The 15,329-nt window shown below is 35.9% G+C and carries 17 protein-coding genes; 14 read left to right on the forward strand and 3 right to left on the reverse strand.

The window, feature by feature from the left end; all coding sequences use genetic code 11:
• Position 1 precedes the first annotated feature (1 nt).
• Positions 2–1,345: an APC family permease gene (locus tag ACVYAD_RS14395; protein ID WP_476426913.1), complete on the forward strand. Its 1,344-nt coding sequence runs from the start codon at positions 2–4 to the stop codon at positions 1,343–1,345.
• 409 nt (positions 1,346–1,754) lie between these two features.
• Here the strand turns inward: ACVYAD_RS14395 and ACVYAD_RS14400 are convergent, their stop codons facing one another.
• On the reverse strand, positions 1,755–2,234 hold the full coding sequence (locus ACVYAD_RS14400; RefSeq protein WP_476426914.1) for a GNAT family N-acetyltransferase: 480 nt from the start codon (positions 2,232–2,234) through the stop codon (positions 1,755–1,757).
• A 149-nt stretch (positions 2,235–2,383) separates the two neighbouring features.
• On the opposite strand from ACVYAD_RS14400, the gene ACVYAD_RS14405 reads away from it, so the two are divergent.
• From ACVYAD_RS14405 to ACVYAD_RS14435, 7 genes are all read left to right on the forward strand, one after another.
• Positions 2,384–2,812 (forward strand): GNAT family N-acetyltransferase, encoded by a 429-nt coding sequence (locus tag ACVYAD_RS14405; protein WP_349658201.1) that lies wholly within the window; start codon positions 2,384–2,386, stop codon positions 2,810–2,812.
• Positions 2,813–3,081: 269 nt separating this feature from the next.
• Positions 3,082–3,420 (forward strand): magnetosome magnetite crystal formation protein family, encoded by a 339-nt coding sequence (locus ACVYAD_RS14410; protein WP_476426915.1) that lies wholly within the window; start codon positions 3,082–3,084, stop codon positions 3,418–3,420.
• A 14-nt stretch (positions 3,421–3,434) separates the two neighbouring features.
• Complete coding sequence (locus ACVYAD_RS14415; protein ID WP_349658199.1) at positions 3,435–4,199, forward strand: MerR family transcriptional regulator; 765 nt, start codon at positions 3,435–3,437, stop codon at positions 4,197–4,199.
• A gap of 420 nt (positions 4,200–4,619) precedes the next feature.
• The gene (locus tag ACVYAD_RS14420; RefSeq protein ID WP_476426916.1) at positions 4,620–5,168 is read left to right on the forward strand and encodes a hypothetical protein; all 549 of its coding nucleotides are present in this window, start codon (positions 4,620–4,622) and stop codon (positions 5,166–5,168) included.
• 416 nt (positions 5,169–5,584) lie between these two features.
• Positions 5,585–6,646, forward strand: a complete 1,062-nt coding sequence (locus ACVYAD_RS14425) for a suppressor of fused domain protein (protein WP_476426917.1) — start codon at positions 5,585–5,587, stop codon at positions 6,644–6,646.
• Positions 6,647–6,844: 198 nt separating this feature from the next.
• Positions 6,845–7,693: a metallophosphoesterase family protein gene (locus ACVYAD_RS14430; RefSeq protein WP_476426918.1), complete on the forward strand. Its 849-nt coding sequence runs from the start codon at positions 6,845–6,847 to the stop codon at positions 7,691–7,693.
• Between the two features lie 130 nt (positions 7,694–7,823).
• Entirely contained in the window at positions 7,824–8,288 is a 465-nt protein-coding gene (locus tag ACVYAD_RS14435; RefSeq protein ID WP_476426919.1) for a DUF4259 domain-containing protein, read from the forward strand.
• Between the two features lie 97 nt (positions 8,289–8,385).
• Here the strand turns inward: ACVYAD_RS14435 and ACVYAD_RS14440 are convergent, their stop codons facing one another.
• On the reverse strand, positions 8,386–9,081 hold the full coding sequence (locus ACVYAD_RS14440; protein ID WP_476426920.1) for a hypothetical protein: 696 nt from the start codon (positions 9,079–9,081) through the stop codon (positions 8,386–8,388).
• 52 nt (positions 9,082–9,133) lie between these two features.
• On the opposite strand from ACVYAD_RS14440, the gene ACVYAD_RS14445 reads away from it, so the two are divergent.
• From ACVYAD_RS14445 to ACVYAD_RS14465, 5 genes are all read left to right on the forward strand, one after another.
• Positions 9,134–9,607, forward strand: a complete 474-nt coding sequence (locus tag ACVYAD_RS14445) for a hypothetical protein (RefSeq protein ID WP_476426921.1) — start codon at positions 9,134–9,136, stop codon at positions 9,605–9,607.
• Positions 9,608–9,880: 273 nt separating this feature from the next.
• A complete protein-coding gene (locus tag ACVYAD_RS14450) occupies positions 9,881–10,315 on the forward strand; it encodes a GNAT family N-acetyltransferase (RefSeq protein ID WP_476426922.1) in 435 nt (144 codons plus the stop codon).
• 10 nt (positions 10,316–10,325) lie between these two features.
• Positions 10,326–10,805, forward strand: a complete 480-nt coding sequence (locus tag ACVYAD_RS14455; RefSeq protein ID WP_323645644.1) for a nucleoside 2-deoxyribosyltransferase — start codon at positions 10,326–10,328, stop codon at positions 10,803–10,805.
• Between the two features lie 13 nt (positions 10,806–10,818).
• Positions 10,819–11,136, forward strand: a complete 318-nt coding sequence (locus ACVYAD_RS14460) for a YbjQ family protein (RefSeq protein WP_349658191.1) — start codon at positions 10,819–10,821, stop codon at positions 11,134–11,136.
• Between the two features lie 752 nt (positions 11,137–11,888).
• The gene (locus tag ACVYAD_RS14465; protein ID WP_386828228.1) at positions 11,889–12,863 is read left to right on the forward strand and encodes a helix-turn-helix transcriptional regulator; all 975 of its coding nucleotides are present in this window, start codon (positions 11,889–11,891) and stop codon (positions 12,861–12,863) included.
• Positions 12,864–12,949: 86 nt separating this feature from the next.
• Here ACVYAD_RS14465 and ACVYAD_RS14470 read toward each other — a convergent pair whose 3' ends face one another.
• Entirely contained in the window at positions 12,950–13,378 is a 429-nt protein-coding gene (locus tag ACVYAD_RS14470; protein ID WP_476426923.1) for a hypothetical protein, read from the reverse strand.
• A 93-nt stretch (positions 13,379–13,471) separates the two neighbouring features.
• Between ACVYAD_RS14470 and ACVYAD_RS14475 the strand changes: the two genes are divergently transcribed.
• Positions 13,472–15,160 carry an AAA family ATPase gene (locus ACVYAD_RS14475; protein ID WP_476426924.1) on the forward strand — a complete coding sequence of 563 codons (1,689 nt, stop codon included), beginning with the start codon at positions 13,472–13,474 and terminating at the stop codon, positions 15,158–15,160.
• Positions 15,161–15,329: the final 169 nt, after the last annotated feature.

A 15,329-nucleotide genomic window follows, 5' to 3' on the forward strand; every position in this document is an offset into this window, starting at 1 on the left:
TATGAGTCAAACACCAAATGTTCATACACCACAGTTAAAGCGTGTTTTAACATTAAAAGATTTAGTCATTTATGGTATTGCTTTTATGACACCGATTGCGCCAGCTTATATTTATGGCTTTGCAGCAGAGTCTACAGGTGGGATGTTGCCATTAGCCTACTTGATTGCGATGGTTGCAATGATGTTTTCTGCATATAGTTACGGTCGCATGGCTGCTGTTTTTCCGAATGGAGGGTCAACTTACACATATACCCAGCGTGCAATCAATCCGCATTTAGGTTTTTTTGCGGGTTGGGCAATGTTTATGGATTATGTCTTAGTGCCACTCATTGTATTCATGGTAGGTGCTTCATATGCGAATGCATTAATACCATCTGTTCCGTATTGGGTATGGGTGTTATTAATTGCAGGTATTATAACTACAGTCAATATTCTAGGTATTGGCATCGCAGCAAAAACAAATCAAATCCTCGTTATATTTATGGGAATTGTAGTTGTTATTTTTGTGATTTTTTGTGTAAAGACAATTGTCGGTGTGGAAGGTGATACGTCGCTCTTTACTGTTGTCCCGTTTTTCAACGATGAAAAATTCGTTATGTCTGCAATTATTTCTGGTGCAGCAATGGCCTGCTTCTCATTTTTAGGGTTCGATTCGATTACAACACTTTCTGAAGAGGCAGTCAATCCAAAAGAGGATATTTGGAAGGCAGCTATTTTAGCTTGTTTAATCGGAGGACTTATTTTTATTGTGCAAGCATATGTAGCTCAGCTCGTATGGCCTGATGTTACAAACTTTAGTTCAGCTGATACGGCTTTATTTGATGTAGCGGAAAAAGCAGGAGGTGCAGTTCTTGCAACTCTTTATACGGTTGCGATTATTGTATCAACAGTGACAGCTGGTTTAACAGGACAAGCAAGTGCATCTCGTTTAATGTTTAGTATGGGGCGTGATGAGGTACTTTCGAAAAAGTTTTTCACACATTTACATCCAAAATATCAAACACCGGTATACAATATTTTATTGATGTGTGTGATTAGTGTTATAGGAGCGCTGTTTTTATCGGCAAATTTTATAGCAGAATTAATGAACTTTGGAGGCCTGACAGGATTTATGTTTGTCAATTTGTCAGTGATCGTGTATTACGTCTTCCGTAAAAAAGAAATGAAAATAATTCGATACTTATTAATTCCAGGGCTAGGATTTGGTATTTGTCTCTACTTATTTATTAATTTATCACCGATGACATTGAAGGTAGGCTTTATCTGGCTTGCAATCGGTTTTATCTATGCTTTTATTACGACGAAAGGCTTCAAAAAGAAACCACCAACATTTACGGATTTATAAAATACCGAAAGAGCTTAGGGTGAATTTCTACGATAAGTCAGTTATCTAGTATTGGTAATGTTTATCGATATTAGGTAGCTGATTTATTTTTATACAGGAATATCTTATACGAAAGTAAAATACTCGCAGCATAGAAATATCTTCACTTACTGGTATAGGTGTATAACTTGAATTTTTAGCTTGTTGTTTCCATATGTAGCTAAATAGTACCGAGGTAGCTCAATACATGGCAATTTAAAACTTTAACATATAAATGTAGGTGTGTTATGCATAAAAGTAATAAAATTAAAACTGGCCTTGAGGAATTCCTTATAAATATTCAGAATAATATAGCCAGTACTGTATATCAGTATGCTGTAAGGAGAGAACAAAAAAATCACCCATGTCATGAAGAGTGATTTTTGAATATCTATTTAAGGTATAGGTTCATAACAATTTGCTCGCCAATACGTCCCATTCTTCTTTCCCCGTTATCGACAAAGCCAGCTTTTAAATACAAGTTTTGAGCCGGAATATTTTTATGATTAACGACTAAAACGACTTCATTACAATCTTTAAATTTTCTTTTAATAAATTCAGGCAGTGCAAGCATCCCTTTTTTGGCATACCCATTTCCTTGTTGTTTATGGTCAATAGATAATGCAGTAAGCAGCATAGCTTTTGGATTAGTAGAGTACTCTTTTACTCTATCAGTTGCATGCAGGACAAAAAATCCTACAGGAACATGGTCACTCAAAATAACAATCGGATATTGTCCAACCATTTCTATAGAAATCTCTTTTGGAAGGGTAGTAAATTGACTTTGTTCTGCTGGAAGGTCAAAGTCATTCAAACTATCCACAAACTCTTCAGAGAAATGTACTAATTCAATGGTGTTCGTTTTTTGCATAAAATTGCCTCCTTTTTTTATTATTCTAATACCAGAACAAGTGTTCGTCAAGAGACTTGGTTTATAAATGCTTTAATTTGATGGTGAAATATAGTAAGCAATACACATATATATTTAAGGAAATGACAAACAAAATGGGGGAATGAAAAATGTTATTACTTACATATAACGTAGAGGAAAACGAGCTAACAATGTTAAAAGAAGTTTATCAATCGGTAGGGTGGATGAAACATGACGAAAGCATAATAAGAAAAGTTTTCAATGCAAGTACACACAAAGTTTTCGCAGTAAAAGATCATCAAATTATCGGATTTGCGAGAGCTCTTTCAGACGGTGTTTTCAATGCCGTAATTTATGATGTTGTCGTACATAGAGATTATCAAGGAAGAGGAATTGCCAGAACTCTTTTAGATGACATCATTCAGCAATTAGGGGATGTTTCTTGTATTCAGTTAATTGCAACAACTGGAAATGAATCTTTTTATGAAAAGGTTGGCTTTAAAAAGTTGAAAACTGGTATGGCGATATACAAAAATCCTCAACTAGCCGAGGAGTATTTAGAAAGAAATAATCCTTGAGGAGGAGAATGATTTTAGTGAGTCTTAATTCAGTACAAAAAAAGCTGTAGCGTACGGCATCGCTACAGCTTAATATTGTCTTGCTTAGGTTAGTCAGTAAATGAATTATATCATACAATACGGAAAACTAAAAATAACAACAGCTATTTATTACATATAAATTATTTAATTGAATTTGTCCTTGAATCTCTAGTAGCGTCACCTTTTATGATGAATTTAGTTACTCATCAAAAGGTAACAATCAAAAAAGCTATTGGAGGAACGGCACAATGAAAAAAGAGAGTTTATTAAATAGAGGATTGGCAAGTTTAATGCATCTGTTCTCACTATTATTAACCTTTATTTTACCAATTTTGGTATACTTAGTATCGAGGGATAAGAATAAATATTTTGCTGACCATGCAAAAGAAGGGATGAACCTTCACTTTACTTTCTTCCCGATTTTTTTGTTATTAACTTTTATTTCTAAAAAATGGAGCGCGGTTTCAATGATTTCTTTTGCACTTATTATTCTTGAAACAATACTAATAGTAGTTGCTGCAATTTATACTTTAAAGGGAAAAAAGTTTTCTTATCCCGTTATACGATACTTTAAAGTCAATCATTAAGGAGAGAATAATTTGTGGGGAAAGGTATATTTACGATAGGTGAGCTTGTACAAAAGTCTGGTGTTAGTATTAGAACCCTACGCTATTATGACAGTATAGACTTACTGAAACCAAGTGATTACACAGAGGGTGGACATAGACTATATTCTACAGAGGACCTATCTACTTTACAAAACATTAAGTCATTACAGTTTCTAGGCTTGTCGCTAAAGGAAATTAAAGATATGCTGCAAAAAAACAAGATTAAAGGTGAAATTATCTTAAAATCTTTAAACAATCAAAAACAGTTGTTTGAAGCTAAACAACTTGAAATCATAAATATATTAGCCGATTTAAACCATCTTATTGAAACAGTGAAAGATGAAGAAGTTATCAATATCGAGATATTTTGTGCTATGCTACAAAAATTAATGTTTGCTGAAAACACCGAAACATGGTTTAAAGAACACTTTTCAAAAGATATAACTGATGAATTATTTAGTATAAATAAATCTGAGGAACTCGATTTAGATAGAAAATGGACTAAAGTTTTATCAGAAATTAAACATTTAACGTTTACAGACGCTATACCTTCTTCAAAAGAAGCTCAAGAAACGGTTAGAACACTTCTACAGCTTATGAATGAAACCTTGAAAGGGAATTTAGATTTAGTTGAAAAAAAGCTACCATTTACAGAAACATTCAAATTTCCAAATCCTTTTACAGAACAGGAGCAACTATTTTTAAAAGAAGCAATAAGTATATATCAAAATAATTGTCAGGAAACGGTGAAGAATTAAAGTATAATCAAGCATGAAAACGCAGATTGAAAAAATGGATAGCATGGAAATTGTGCCCCACTTGTGACTAACAATTGGGGTACAGACCATTATTAGTTATCTGCTTCACTCTTTCTTTAGTTATCTAATAAACAATTAGCTCTCAAACTTTCATCACACCCTTCTACAATCACATTTCCTCTCGTACATACATATACCTAAGTACTCAGTGTCACACATAAGAATACGATTCAAAACATATAAATAAAGGTGGTTTAAAAAACTCTAAAAGCATTTACGAAAAATTAAGAAAATATTCAGTTTTTACTAAGAAAAAATATAGTATCATAATATATACTTATAAAAACAGGAAATTAATGAAACCGATTGAATATTTAAAACGTATTGGTAGTAGGAAACAATATTGAAGTAGGTGAGAAAATGGCACACACCATTTACATAGTATTAACAAAAACAGGTACATTATTATCAAAAGCTATAGGTATGTATACTGGAAAAGAGATGAATCATGCATCGATTGCTTTTGATGAGGAGCTCTTTGAAATGTATAGCTTTGGACGTCGACAATTAAACAATCCTTTAAGTGGGGGGTTTTTACGAGAAGATGCAGTCAGAGGGCTATTTGAAACAGCTGATTGTGTCATTTATCGTTGTAAAATATCCCATTATCAATACTTAGAGATGATGAAGATCGTACATTATATGTATTGGAACCGCGATCGTTATAAATATAATTTTATTGGGCTCTTTGGCGTTATGATGCAAAGGGAGGTTCGAAGAGAGCGCGCCTATTTTTGTTCGCAATTTGTGGCGATGCTTTTAAAGGTTGGAGGGCTGAATGTTTATCAAAACCCAGCATTAATGACCCCCCATTGCATTTCACAATTACCTTATTTAGAAAAAGTATACGCAGGGAAGCTTGCAGACTATTTACAAAGTGTGCGTTCACCAGCAATGTTATACGGTTAAGGACAAACCTCGAATCATTTTAATTATTTTTACCTTCGCTATTGATAACGCCTCGGCATATTTAGATATCGTCGAGGCTTCACTTGATGGTCACTCTAGGCCGAAGTCGATACAGATTGTCATTGGATATAATTCTTAAGTCCCGATAATTAACTCGACATCCTTCATCGATTAATGAACATTAAACTATTCTGTTATAAAATTAAAGGTAATCAAGTTGGGTATTATTCTCTTTGGAGTATATTATATACTTTAAAGTAGAATCTGAAGTGATTATATTAGTAACGAAAGTGAAACGTCAGTTTTAGAAGTCTTCCATCTCAATAGTTGGGAGATATAGAGTTTAAGTTACTTTTCAGCGGGTGTCCAAACATCCACTAAAAGGAAGTTGAAAAATACATAAAGGGGCGTTATGGATGAGTGAAGAATTAAATACATCTGGCTGGGATGCAATTGATGAGGTATTATTAATAATTTATGGGGAGCAAGAGCCGAAACATTATGGAACCGTTATTCCCTATTTATTAGGGGGCGAAGATCCGCTTGAAGGAATCAGTGCCTATAAGAGTGAGACACCAGTTCCACACTGGCATTTTGTCACTTATGGATTTTCTGAGTTATATGAGAAAGAATCAGAAAATGCTGAATACAGCGGATATGGGTTTGAGTTAACATTTCGTCTTGACCGAAAAGAAGATGAGGTGGAGCCACCAGCATGGGCGTTGAATTTGCTACAAAACATGGGAAGATATGTGTTTAACAGTGGCAATGTTTTCAGATCAGGTGATTACTTGGATGCTAATGGTCCAATCTGCCAAGGGGCAGACACGCTTTTAACGGCACTTGCCTTTACGATAGATCCCGAGTTGCCTGCTATTGATACACCGAATGGACAAGTAGAGTTTATTCAAATGGTCGGTATTACAGGTGATGAGCTTGAGGCGATGCAAACATGGAATACAATGGGTGTGCTAAATGCAGGTCTTGAATATATCCCGAGCTATGTTACTGATTTATCTCGTGCATCTCTTTTACAGATTCCATCCATTGCAGGAGCTGTAGAAAAAGGAATGGAGGAAGATGGCTCTAGTACCGGCTTTTTATTCGTAGACCAACTAGCTTGGGAACAGGGCAAAAAGGGATTGTTCAGCAAACAAGCTAATAAGTTAACGCTAGGAGCAAAGCAAGCGGGAATAATCGGCAAGCTATTACGCGGACGGATTTTAAAAGAGAAAAGCCTAACCTTAGTTAGTCAAGAATTCCGTGTTGTATTTGAGCCGGGTGAAAAATGTGGGTATAACGTGGAGGAAACGGATGTTACCATTACTTTAAATGACAAGGCAGTTATGGAACTCCATCAAAGCTTGATGCCGCAAGAACAAGAGTTTGAAATATCCTCTATACCGGGGATTTCCATCCAAATTGCAAAAACAACTATTAAAGATCAGCAAGGAAACGTTGTGGAAACAATCGGATGATAAAAAATAGTCTCCCACTAAAACGAACTGAAATCCAAATGATGTGCTTTGGGTTCGTAGTGGGAGATTTTTAACGTGGAAGAATCGAATCTAATGCTCCAAAAGATAAGTTTGAATGAACTAGAAAAAGAGAATTTATTATTCGAATGAAAAGATGAAGTACTACTTTGATTCCTATCTGTAAGGGGAATGTCTTAAATGAAGAAACAGACAAAAAGAGCATTGAAAATCGTTGATATTGCCAAAGAGCCTTTAGAGAAATTACCATACATTACTACTGCATCAAAGGGAGCGGGTATTTCTTATGAATGGCTTCCTGTTTATTGGGGAGAGATGTTTGAACTGCCAGAAGAGCTGGATGCGATAATTATTGCTTCTGATTTACAAGGAATCGCAGGTCATCATCAAGAAACGATAGAAGAAGTTCCAAAGCTACTGGGTGAGGAACTTGTGGAAGTGCTCTCCCTTTTGTTTCAAATCCATTTACCAAATTTGGACCCAGCCAAAGTGATGGTTTGCTTATGTGGAGATTTATACACTGATCTAACCAAAAGAGGTGCTAGCGGTAATCCTCTGCCTGTATGGAGAGCTTTTCAGAGTCAATTTGGATTTGTCACAGGCATCGCAGGAAATCACGACCTATTGACGAATAAGGAACAAGTTGAATTGGATTCTACCTCAGGAATACATTTCTTCTCGGATGAGGGTACGGTCATCTATGCAAATCTTGCAGTTGCAGGGCTTGGAGGAATCATCGGTAGGGGAGATAAACCGAATCGTATGGGAGAAGCTGATTATTTGGCAAAACTCAGAGACATTTTAAGGCATGTTCCCGACATCCTGCTACTGCATGAAAGTCCCAAGATTAGCGCACAAGGTCTACCTGGTAATCCACATATTTGGAATGAACTACAGAATGCTGCTGAGCTATTGGTTTGCTGTGGCCATGTTCATTGGGATACACCACTAGTTGAAACGAATGATGGGTTACAGATTTTAAATGCGGATGGACGTGCTTTTGTTTTTACTGCTGCGACACTAAATTAGAAATGAATTACTTAATGGGATAGACAACTCCATAATGTCTATGATTCTAGATTCTCTCATAGTTAATAGGAAAGCAAAGGGTAGGACATTTGGAAGAATTGTTATATTTTAAATATGAAGGAGTTTTAATATGGGAGCAAGGGGATATAAGCCATTAGAAAGCGATGAAGGCTTGGATGTAGTTGATTTTTTAGAGAACTATATCCAAAATAATGCAGAATCAAATCATATAGAGCTATCAGAGGTTATCAATGCGATGAAACGAGAGGGTTTTTTGGGGAAAAGTTTCGATGAAATTGATTTCCTTTTCGATATAAGTGCGATGGCGCTTGCAGAGCTTTATGTAATGTATCTTGATACAGGGAAATTATATGATGCAGAAGACGAATTTGAAAAAATTCACTCAATAAATGTGGATGAGGAATCATTGAAGTTTATATTAAGATATTTAAATGATATTAGAGCTGAAGTTCCAGATGCTGATGGTATTAGGGAAATTGTTGAGTTATGGCGTGAATCAGAATGCTGGATTGAATGGAAATCTAATTTAGAGTTTTTATTCAGTAGAGTTGAAAAAGAAATTGTCCATTCTTAAAAGTGATATTGGAATGGACATTTCATCTTTTTGTAAAGAGCTTATTTCTCTTTTGAAATCTGGTAGTTATCAGGAGAGAACAAGCTCTTTATTTTTACTACAAGGGAACAGAGCTACTCAATAGCTTATTTAACTCGTCTTCAGAAATGATTTTATTTCCCCCGTATATGATGTCATAATGAAATCCCCATTCTCCCAACGCAATAAGATGGTGGCGTTCATTTTTCTTTTTGATGAGAGCCCATGTTCCTAAATCGCTTTCCGTACTTGCACTTATCAATATCCATTCGTTGTAATGTAACACATATATATCCCTAAACATCTGAAAAGAATCCAAATGACCTGAACCGTTTGAATCAGACCAAATATCGCAAGCTTCTTTTAAGAGAACAACATTCAGAATTCTGATTTCAATCCACGCACATTCTTCATTTCTAGACAAAATCTGCTCAAAGATGCAATGAACAAATGCCGAGGAATTGATTTCACTAGGATGCTCTTCCCATCCGTTAAAGTATGAGAGGGCAGGCATAAATAACATCCAAAAGCTTTCACCTACTGTCATCTGAAAGGGAAAACAGACCATTACGATTCTTCTACTTCCATTAAGAGGAGGATTACTTGATCGTGCCCATATTTTTTCATCAAGAGAAGGTAAATTACTGGCTTGAAAATCGGACCACTCAATGCCCACCTCAAATCCTACGACTTCGAAATTATTTTTGATTAATTCTAGTTTATCAGGTATTTTATTACATGTAGAACATGGAAAAGCTATACCGTTATCATTCATAATAAATCACCGTTTCATTTTGTTTTATTAATTGTAAAAGGAGAGATTGAATTTGCATTATGAATTTTGGATTATGACATCGATTTCAGAACTAGTTCATTATCCCGACGAATGGAAAGATGAATACATACCTCACCCGAATTTTAAAACGATTATGGATGCGATTGGTATTCGTGCACCAATCGAGGATATTTACGAACGTTATTTTAACCAGCCTGTACATACTGGTCATGTACTAGTGTTTTCCAATAAACATGAGCCAGGTACATGTATTGTTTTTGACACTTATCGAGACGCAATGGACCAGAGCGATATGATTAGATTCGGATGGAGAATCAGTGGAAAAGAAGCTATTGAATCAGTAAAACAATTATCAAGGCACCTTTATGATGAATGCGAAGATGCTACCGTATTCTACAAGGAAGGTCAATGTGTTCTTTATGAGGTACTGAAAGAAGAACGTTATCCTCGTAAAATTTATTATAAAAAGGTATTTAAACAGCAAATCAAAAGGTACATAGTTTGAGATAACTGTCTTATTATCTCAAACTATACCAAATATGTATGATTATTATCCTTGATTTACGGGAACGGGGCATATGTTTTTGGTAAGTAAACCAAATACCCAAAGCAAGTCAGTTAACGTGTTCGACGACTGGAACTAAGGATAAAACATAGCACTTTATGAAGATTGCTATGAATTTTCTTTAACTCCGGTTAAACCGTACTGCATTGTTCAACCTTAAAGTTAAACCTTTTTCTGCTATAATTAATGACAGTTGAGATAGGGGTGATAAAGGTGTATATCGTTACAATTGAAGGTGTTCCATATGATTGGCTGAAGCGATTACAGAAGATTCATGCACATGTATTTGATGGAGCAAATTTACCACTAGAAAAACTTGAAAATAAAGAATGCCTCATTTGTTTATTAGCTATAGAAGATGAGGAAATCATAGGCTTTAAAATAGGCTACACACATCCAGATGGTGTTTTTTATAGCTGGTTAGGTGGTGTGCATGAGAAGAAACGTGGTCAAGGAATTGCCAGTCAATTAATGAAGCTTCAGCACGAACATCTACATTCACTTGGCTTTAAAAAAATTCGTACATATGGTAGAAATGAGCGAAAAGCAATGCTCATCACAAATATTAAACACGGATTTGATATTGTCTCAACTTTTGTGGATAAAAAAGATCAACATAAAATAGTGTTTGAAAAAATATTGGAATAGGAGTTTTAACATGAAAGCATACTTAGCAAATGGATTATTTTCTTTAGGAGATCGTTTAGTCAACGAACAGCTCGCTGCGGCAATTAGAGAGGCAGTACCCGGTATCGAATTATATGTACCACAGGAGAATGATGCGATAAACGATAAAACGGCCTATGCGGATAGTTTGGCGATTGCACAAGCAGATTTAGAAATGCTGCAAAATAGCGATGTATTAGTAGCTGTTTTAGATGGTGTTGAGATTGATTCAGGTGTAGCAGCAGAAATAGGTGCATTTGCGATGCTCGATCGACCAATCGTAGGTGTCTTTACAGATGTTCGTCAACAAGGTCGGGACAATATGATGAAAATAGAGGCACTTGTACGCGATGGAATTGAAAATCAGTTTGTTTATCGTAATTTATTTGTTATTGGTTTAATTAAGCGTACGGGAGTAATTACGACTTCCATCGCTGAAGCTGTTCAAGCCGTTCAAAAATATAAAAAATAGGAGGAGTTTTTGTATGTTATTATCAACAACAGATATTGTGGTTGGAAAAGAAATTGTAGAAACACTTGGCTTAGTAAAAGGTAACTCTGTACAATCAAGAAATATTGGACGCGATATGATGGCGGGACTTCGTAATATTGTTGGAGGAGAGATGAAGGAGTATGCAGAAATGCTCGTTCGCTCCCGAGAAGTTGCTACGCAAGCTATGGAGGAAGAGGCAAGACGGTTAGGGGCAAATGCCATTGTTGGCGTAAGATTTTCCACATCATCTGTGATGGATGGCACATCAGAGGTATTAGCATACGGAACAGCAGTAAGAGTAAAAGAATAACGGGTAAGGGCTTCAATCAACGAGGTTGGAGACCTAACTAATGTATTCACTTTTTGCAAAGATATGTTGTTGATGCCACTAAGTCGCACTGCGCTTTCGCGCATGAAAAACATTGTTGAAATTTAGTTTCGTTTTAATATTATTAATTAGAATGAATAACATGCCAGAAGATATATGATAAAAGAAATGGTTGATTGGAGTGGAGGCTGGGCGACTCCTTGGGGATAGCGTCACAGATGAGACCCTGGAGCGAGCTTAGCGAGTGAAGCGGCTCATCGGACGCCCCCAGGAAGCTTTGCTCTGTGCGAAAGCGAAGTGACAGCAACAACAAATGTTTTAACTGTGCGAAAGCGAAGCGACAGCAACAACAAATGTTTTAATTGTGCGAAAGCGAAGCGACAGCAACAACAAATGTTTTAACTGTGCGAAAGCGAAGCGACAGCAACAAAGCGCCCAGTCGGAACGGAAATCAACACCTCGCTCTATACATTAATTTCATAGACATAATCGTGAAGGGCTTCAATCAACAAGGTTGAAGCTCTTTTTTATTTGCCACTACGGAATTAGTTGGTAAAAATAAAGTTAATTATAACAAAAGTATAGTATGTTTAGTCTGTATAATGGTTATTGTTTCTAATTAGAATACACCAATTATACCAAAGTTATAGAAAAATTATAGTTAAAAGGACTAATAGTGTCCAACTAATTTTGTATAATAGAGTTGTAACTATGAAGAAAGAGTGGGATATACGGTGGATTCACAACAAAACAAAGGCTATCGTGTCATTTCGATGTTTGACAGACTAATAGATGGTCAAGGAATTAACAAAAAACAAGAAGCATTTACACATAATGTTGGAGAAAAAACAATACAACGGGATTTGAATGAAATTCGAGCGTATTTGGAAAAAGCTAAATTGGATAGTCATTTAGAATATGTTCGGACCGAAAATGTGTACAGGCTGACAAATACAGGGGAAAGTAATTTATCGAAGGAGCAAGTTTTAGCGATTGTAAAAATTCTGATCGAATCAAGAGCGCTGCTAAAATCAGAAATGAGCGATATTATAGATAAGCTTATTTCGATTGTTGCAGCCGATAAGCAGGAGTTTATTCGCAATATTATTTTAAATGAAAAGCATTTGTATGTAGATTTACATCATAAAAAGTCTCTATTGTGTTTAATTTGGGCTCTGTCAGAGGCAATTCAAAAAAAGAAAATCATTAAAATTGATTATTTACGTGAAGGTGAAGCAATTCCGACAGAAAAGATTTTAAAACCACTCGCCGTTATTTTCTCAGAATACTACTTTTATTTAATTGCTTACGATAATAAGGTCGAAAAGGATTTGCCCATTGTCTATAGAGTCGACCGTATACAACATTTACAAGAACTCGAACAAAAATTTCAAATACCCTATACCGAACGTTTTCAAGAAGGAGAGTTCCGTAAGCGTATTCAGTTTATGCATGCTGGCGAGCTGTTACGTATGAAATTTATCTTTAAAGGAACATCCCCGCAAGCGGTTTTAGATCGCTTACCAACAGCAAACATAGTATCTAAAAAAGATGAGCATTATTTATTTGAAGCAGAAGTTTTTGGACATGGTATTAAAATGTGGCTGCTGAGCCAAGGGGCAAACATTGAAGTGCTAGAGCCAATTGAGCTTAGAGAAGAGATCATTGAAACGATTCAATCGATGCAGGAAAACTACCGCTATATATAATAAACAAAAGCAATCCACAAATAAACGATAAAAATCCGCGTAGAATCTAATCGAAGCGGATTTTTACCGTTTAAGAATGAAAATATCTAAAAAAGATCCTCAAAAAGGGTCATATTAAATTGATCTAAAAGCTTGTAATCTTTCATATAGTTTTCCTCATACAAATAAACGAATAAATGCTTTGAGTTATCTAATCGTATGCCTATTTCTAGGTTATCACTATTACGTAATGTTAGCCAATAAGCCTCGTCATAATCTGAATTGGAAAAATAGACTTTTCGAAGTGACTGATCTTCAAATTGCTGCATTATTTGATTGATTGTAGCTACATCTGTAATAGTGATTGTTTTGTTATCAGAGGAACGGATCAATTCAATTTCATTAATTTGTTCAATATCAAATCGTTCAATTACTTCCTTATCAAATGTTGAATCGCGCGTTAAAAATATGGTTGAAGCATATAAGATGAGAAGAGGTAATAGGATGCCGATTAATATTTTGTATCGTTTTTTCATGTTAAACTCCTTAAATTCTGAAAATTTGTATATATGTATTCTTTCCCACGCTATAATTGAGCATATACTGAATGGATAAAGGATGGCAACCAAATGACGCATAATCATGAAGAAAAAGAGATATTGTATCCAGATGGTACATTAATGTATCGTGGCGGTGTGAAGAAAAATGACTTTGGTCATGACATTTATGATGGAAAGGGTACGCTATTTGACCAAGAAGGTGAGCTTTTATTCGAGGGAGAATTTATCAACCATATGAAGCAAGGTAACGGCATCATGTATTTAAAAGGCCAAATAATATACCAGGGCGAATTTATTCAAAATAAAAAACAAGGTAATGGTATTTTATATAAGAGCGGTCACATATATTACGAGGGGCAATTTCGTAATGATTTGATGGAAGGTTATGGGGTTTTATATTATGAGGAAGATGGTATTGCCCCATTTAAAGAGCTTCGTGAACTGTACCCGCATTTAAATCAACCACAATATGAGGGTGATTTTGTTCATGGCATGAAGAAAGGCAAGGGAAAGCAATACTATCCAAGTGGTTTTTTACAATATGAAGGTGATTTCATATGGAATCATATGCAAGGGGCAGGAAAGCTGTATTATGCACCAGAATCGCCAAGTGCTGAGGAGCTTGCAAAGGGTGTAACATCCCTTCTGTACGATGGCTATTTCTTTGAGGATATGAAGCATGGGAAAGGTAAGAACTATTCCAGACAAGGTGTACTTGAATCGGAGGGACAATTTAAAGAGGATGCTATGACAGGACAGGGTACTCTTTATTATGCTAATGGACAGGCTTCTTATATTGGGGAACTTGTAAATGGAGCAAAGCACGGCCGAGGAGATTATTTTAATAACGAAGGGAAAATTATTTATAGTGGTGAATTCATTAACGATGAACGTTTACGAATAACGCCAGAAATAGAACGAGAGATTGAAAAATTACAGAAGCAGCTTGATGGGCTAGTAGGACTTCCTAATGCTAAGAAGGAGTTACATAATTTAATCAATTTCATAAAAATTCAAAGCTTGCGTGTCGACCATGGTTTAACAAGCTTTCCAATCACCTATCATCTTGTGTTCTCCGGAAATCCTGGTACAGGAAAAACAACAGTGGCGCGCATTATAGGCCAAATATATAAGCATCTTGGTGTACTCTCTAGCGGTCATTTTGTGGAAACGGATCGTGCCGGCTTAGTAGCAGGGTATGTTGGTCAGACAGCTTTGAAGGTCCAGGAAGTTGTGAATAAAGCTAAGGGCGGCGTGCTCTTTATAGATGAAGCTTATTCACTAATTCATGATAAACAGGACGCATTTGGTAAAGAAGCAATTGATAGCCTATTAAAGGCAATGGAGGATTTACGTGATGATTTAGTTGTGATCGTTGCTGGTTATACAGAGCTCATGGAGGGATTTTTGCTCGCTAATCCAGGATTTAAGTCGCGCTTTAATCACTTTGTACAGTTTGATAACTTTAGCACAAATGAGCTTTATGATATTTTTGCCATGCTATGTAAAAATAATGATTACCAGTATCGGGACGTATTTGCACACCATATGAAGGAGCAATTACATCAAATTCCCGTCGAATCCATTCCTAACTTTTCGAACGGTCGTTACATACGAAACTTATTTGAAAAGCTCGTGACTATTCAGTCAAACCGCTTAATTCAACAGAAAGACGTTACAAGAGAAGAATTAATGGAATTTACAGAGCAAGATATTTTACTAGGTAAAGCAGAAAATCTATTTGCTAATACATTTTAACTTATTTCAGCGGGTGTCCAAACACTCGCTGAAATAAAGGAACTCAGGCTAAGTGGCATCTACTGAGTGACCAACGTCGTGTTGTTGCTGACGCTTCGTTAGCACTACGCTTTCGCACAGACAAAACCTGTTGTTGCTGCCGCTTCGTTAGCACTACGCTTTCGCACAG

The organism is Lysinibacillus sp. G1-3 (assembly GCF_056322905.1).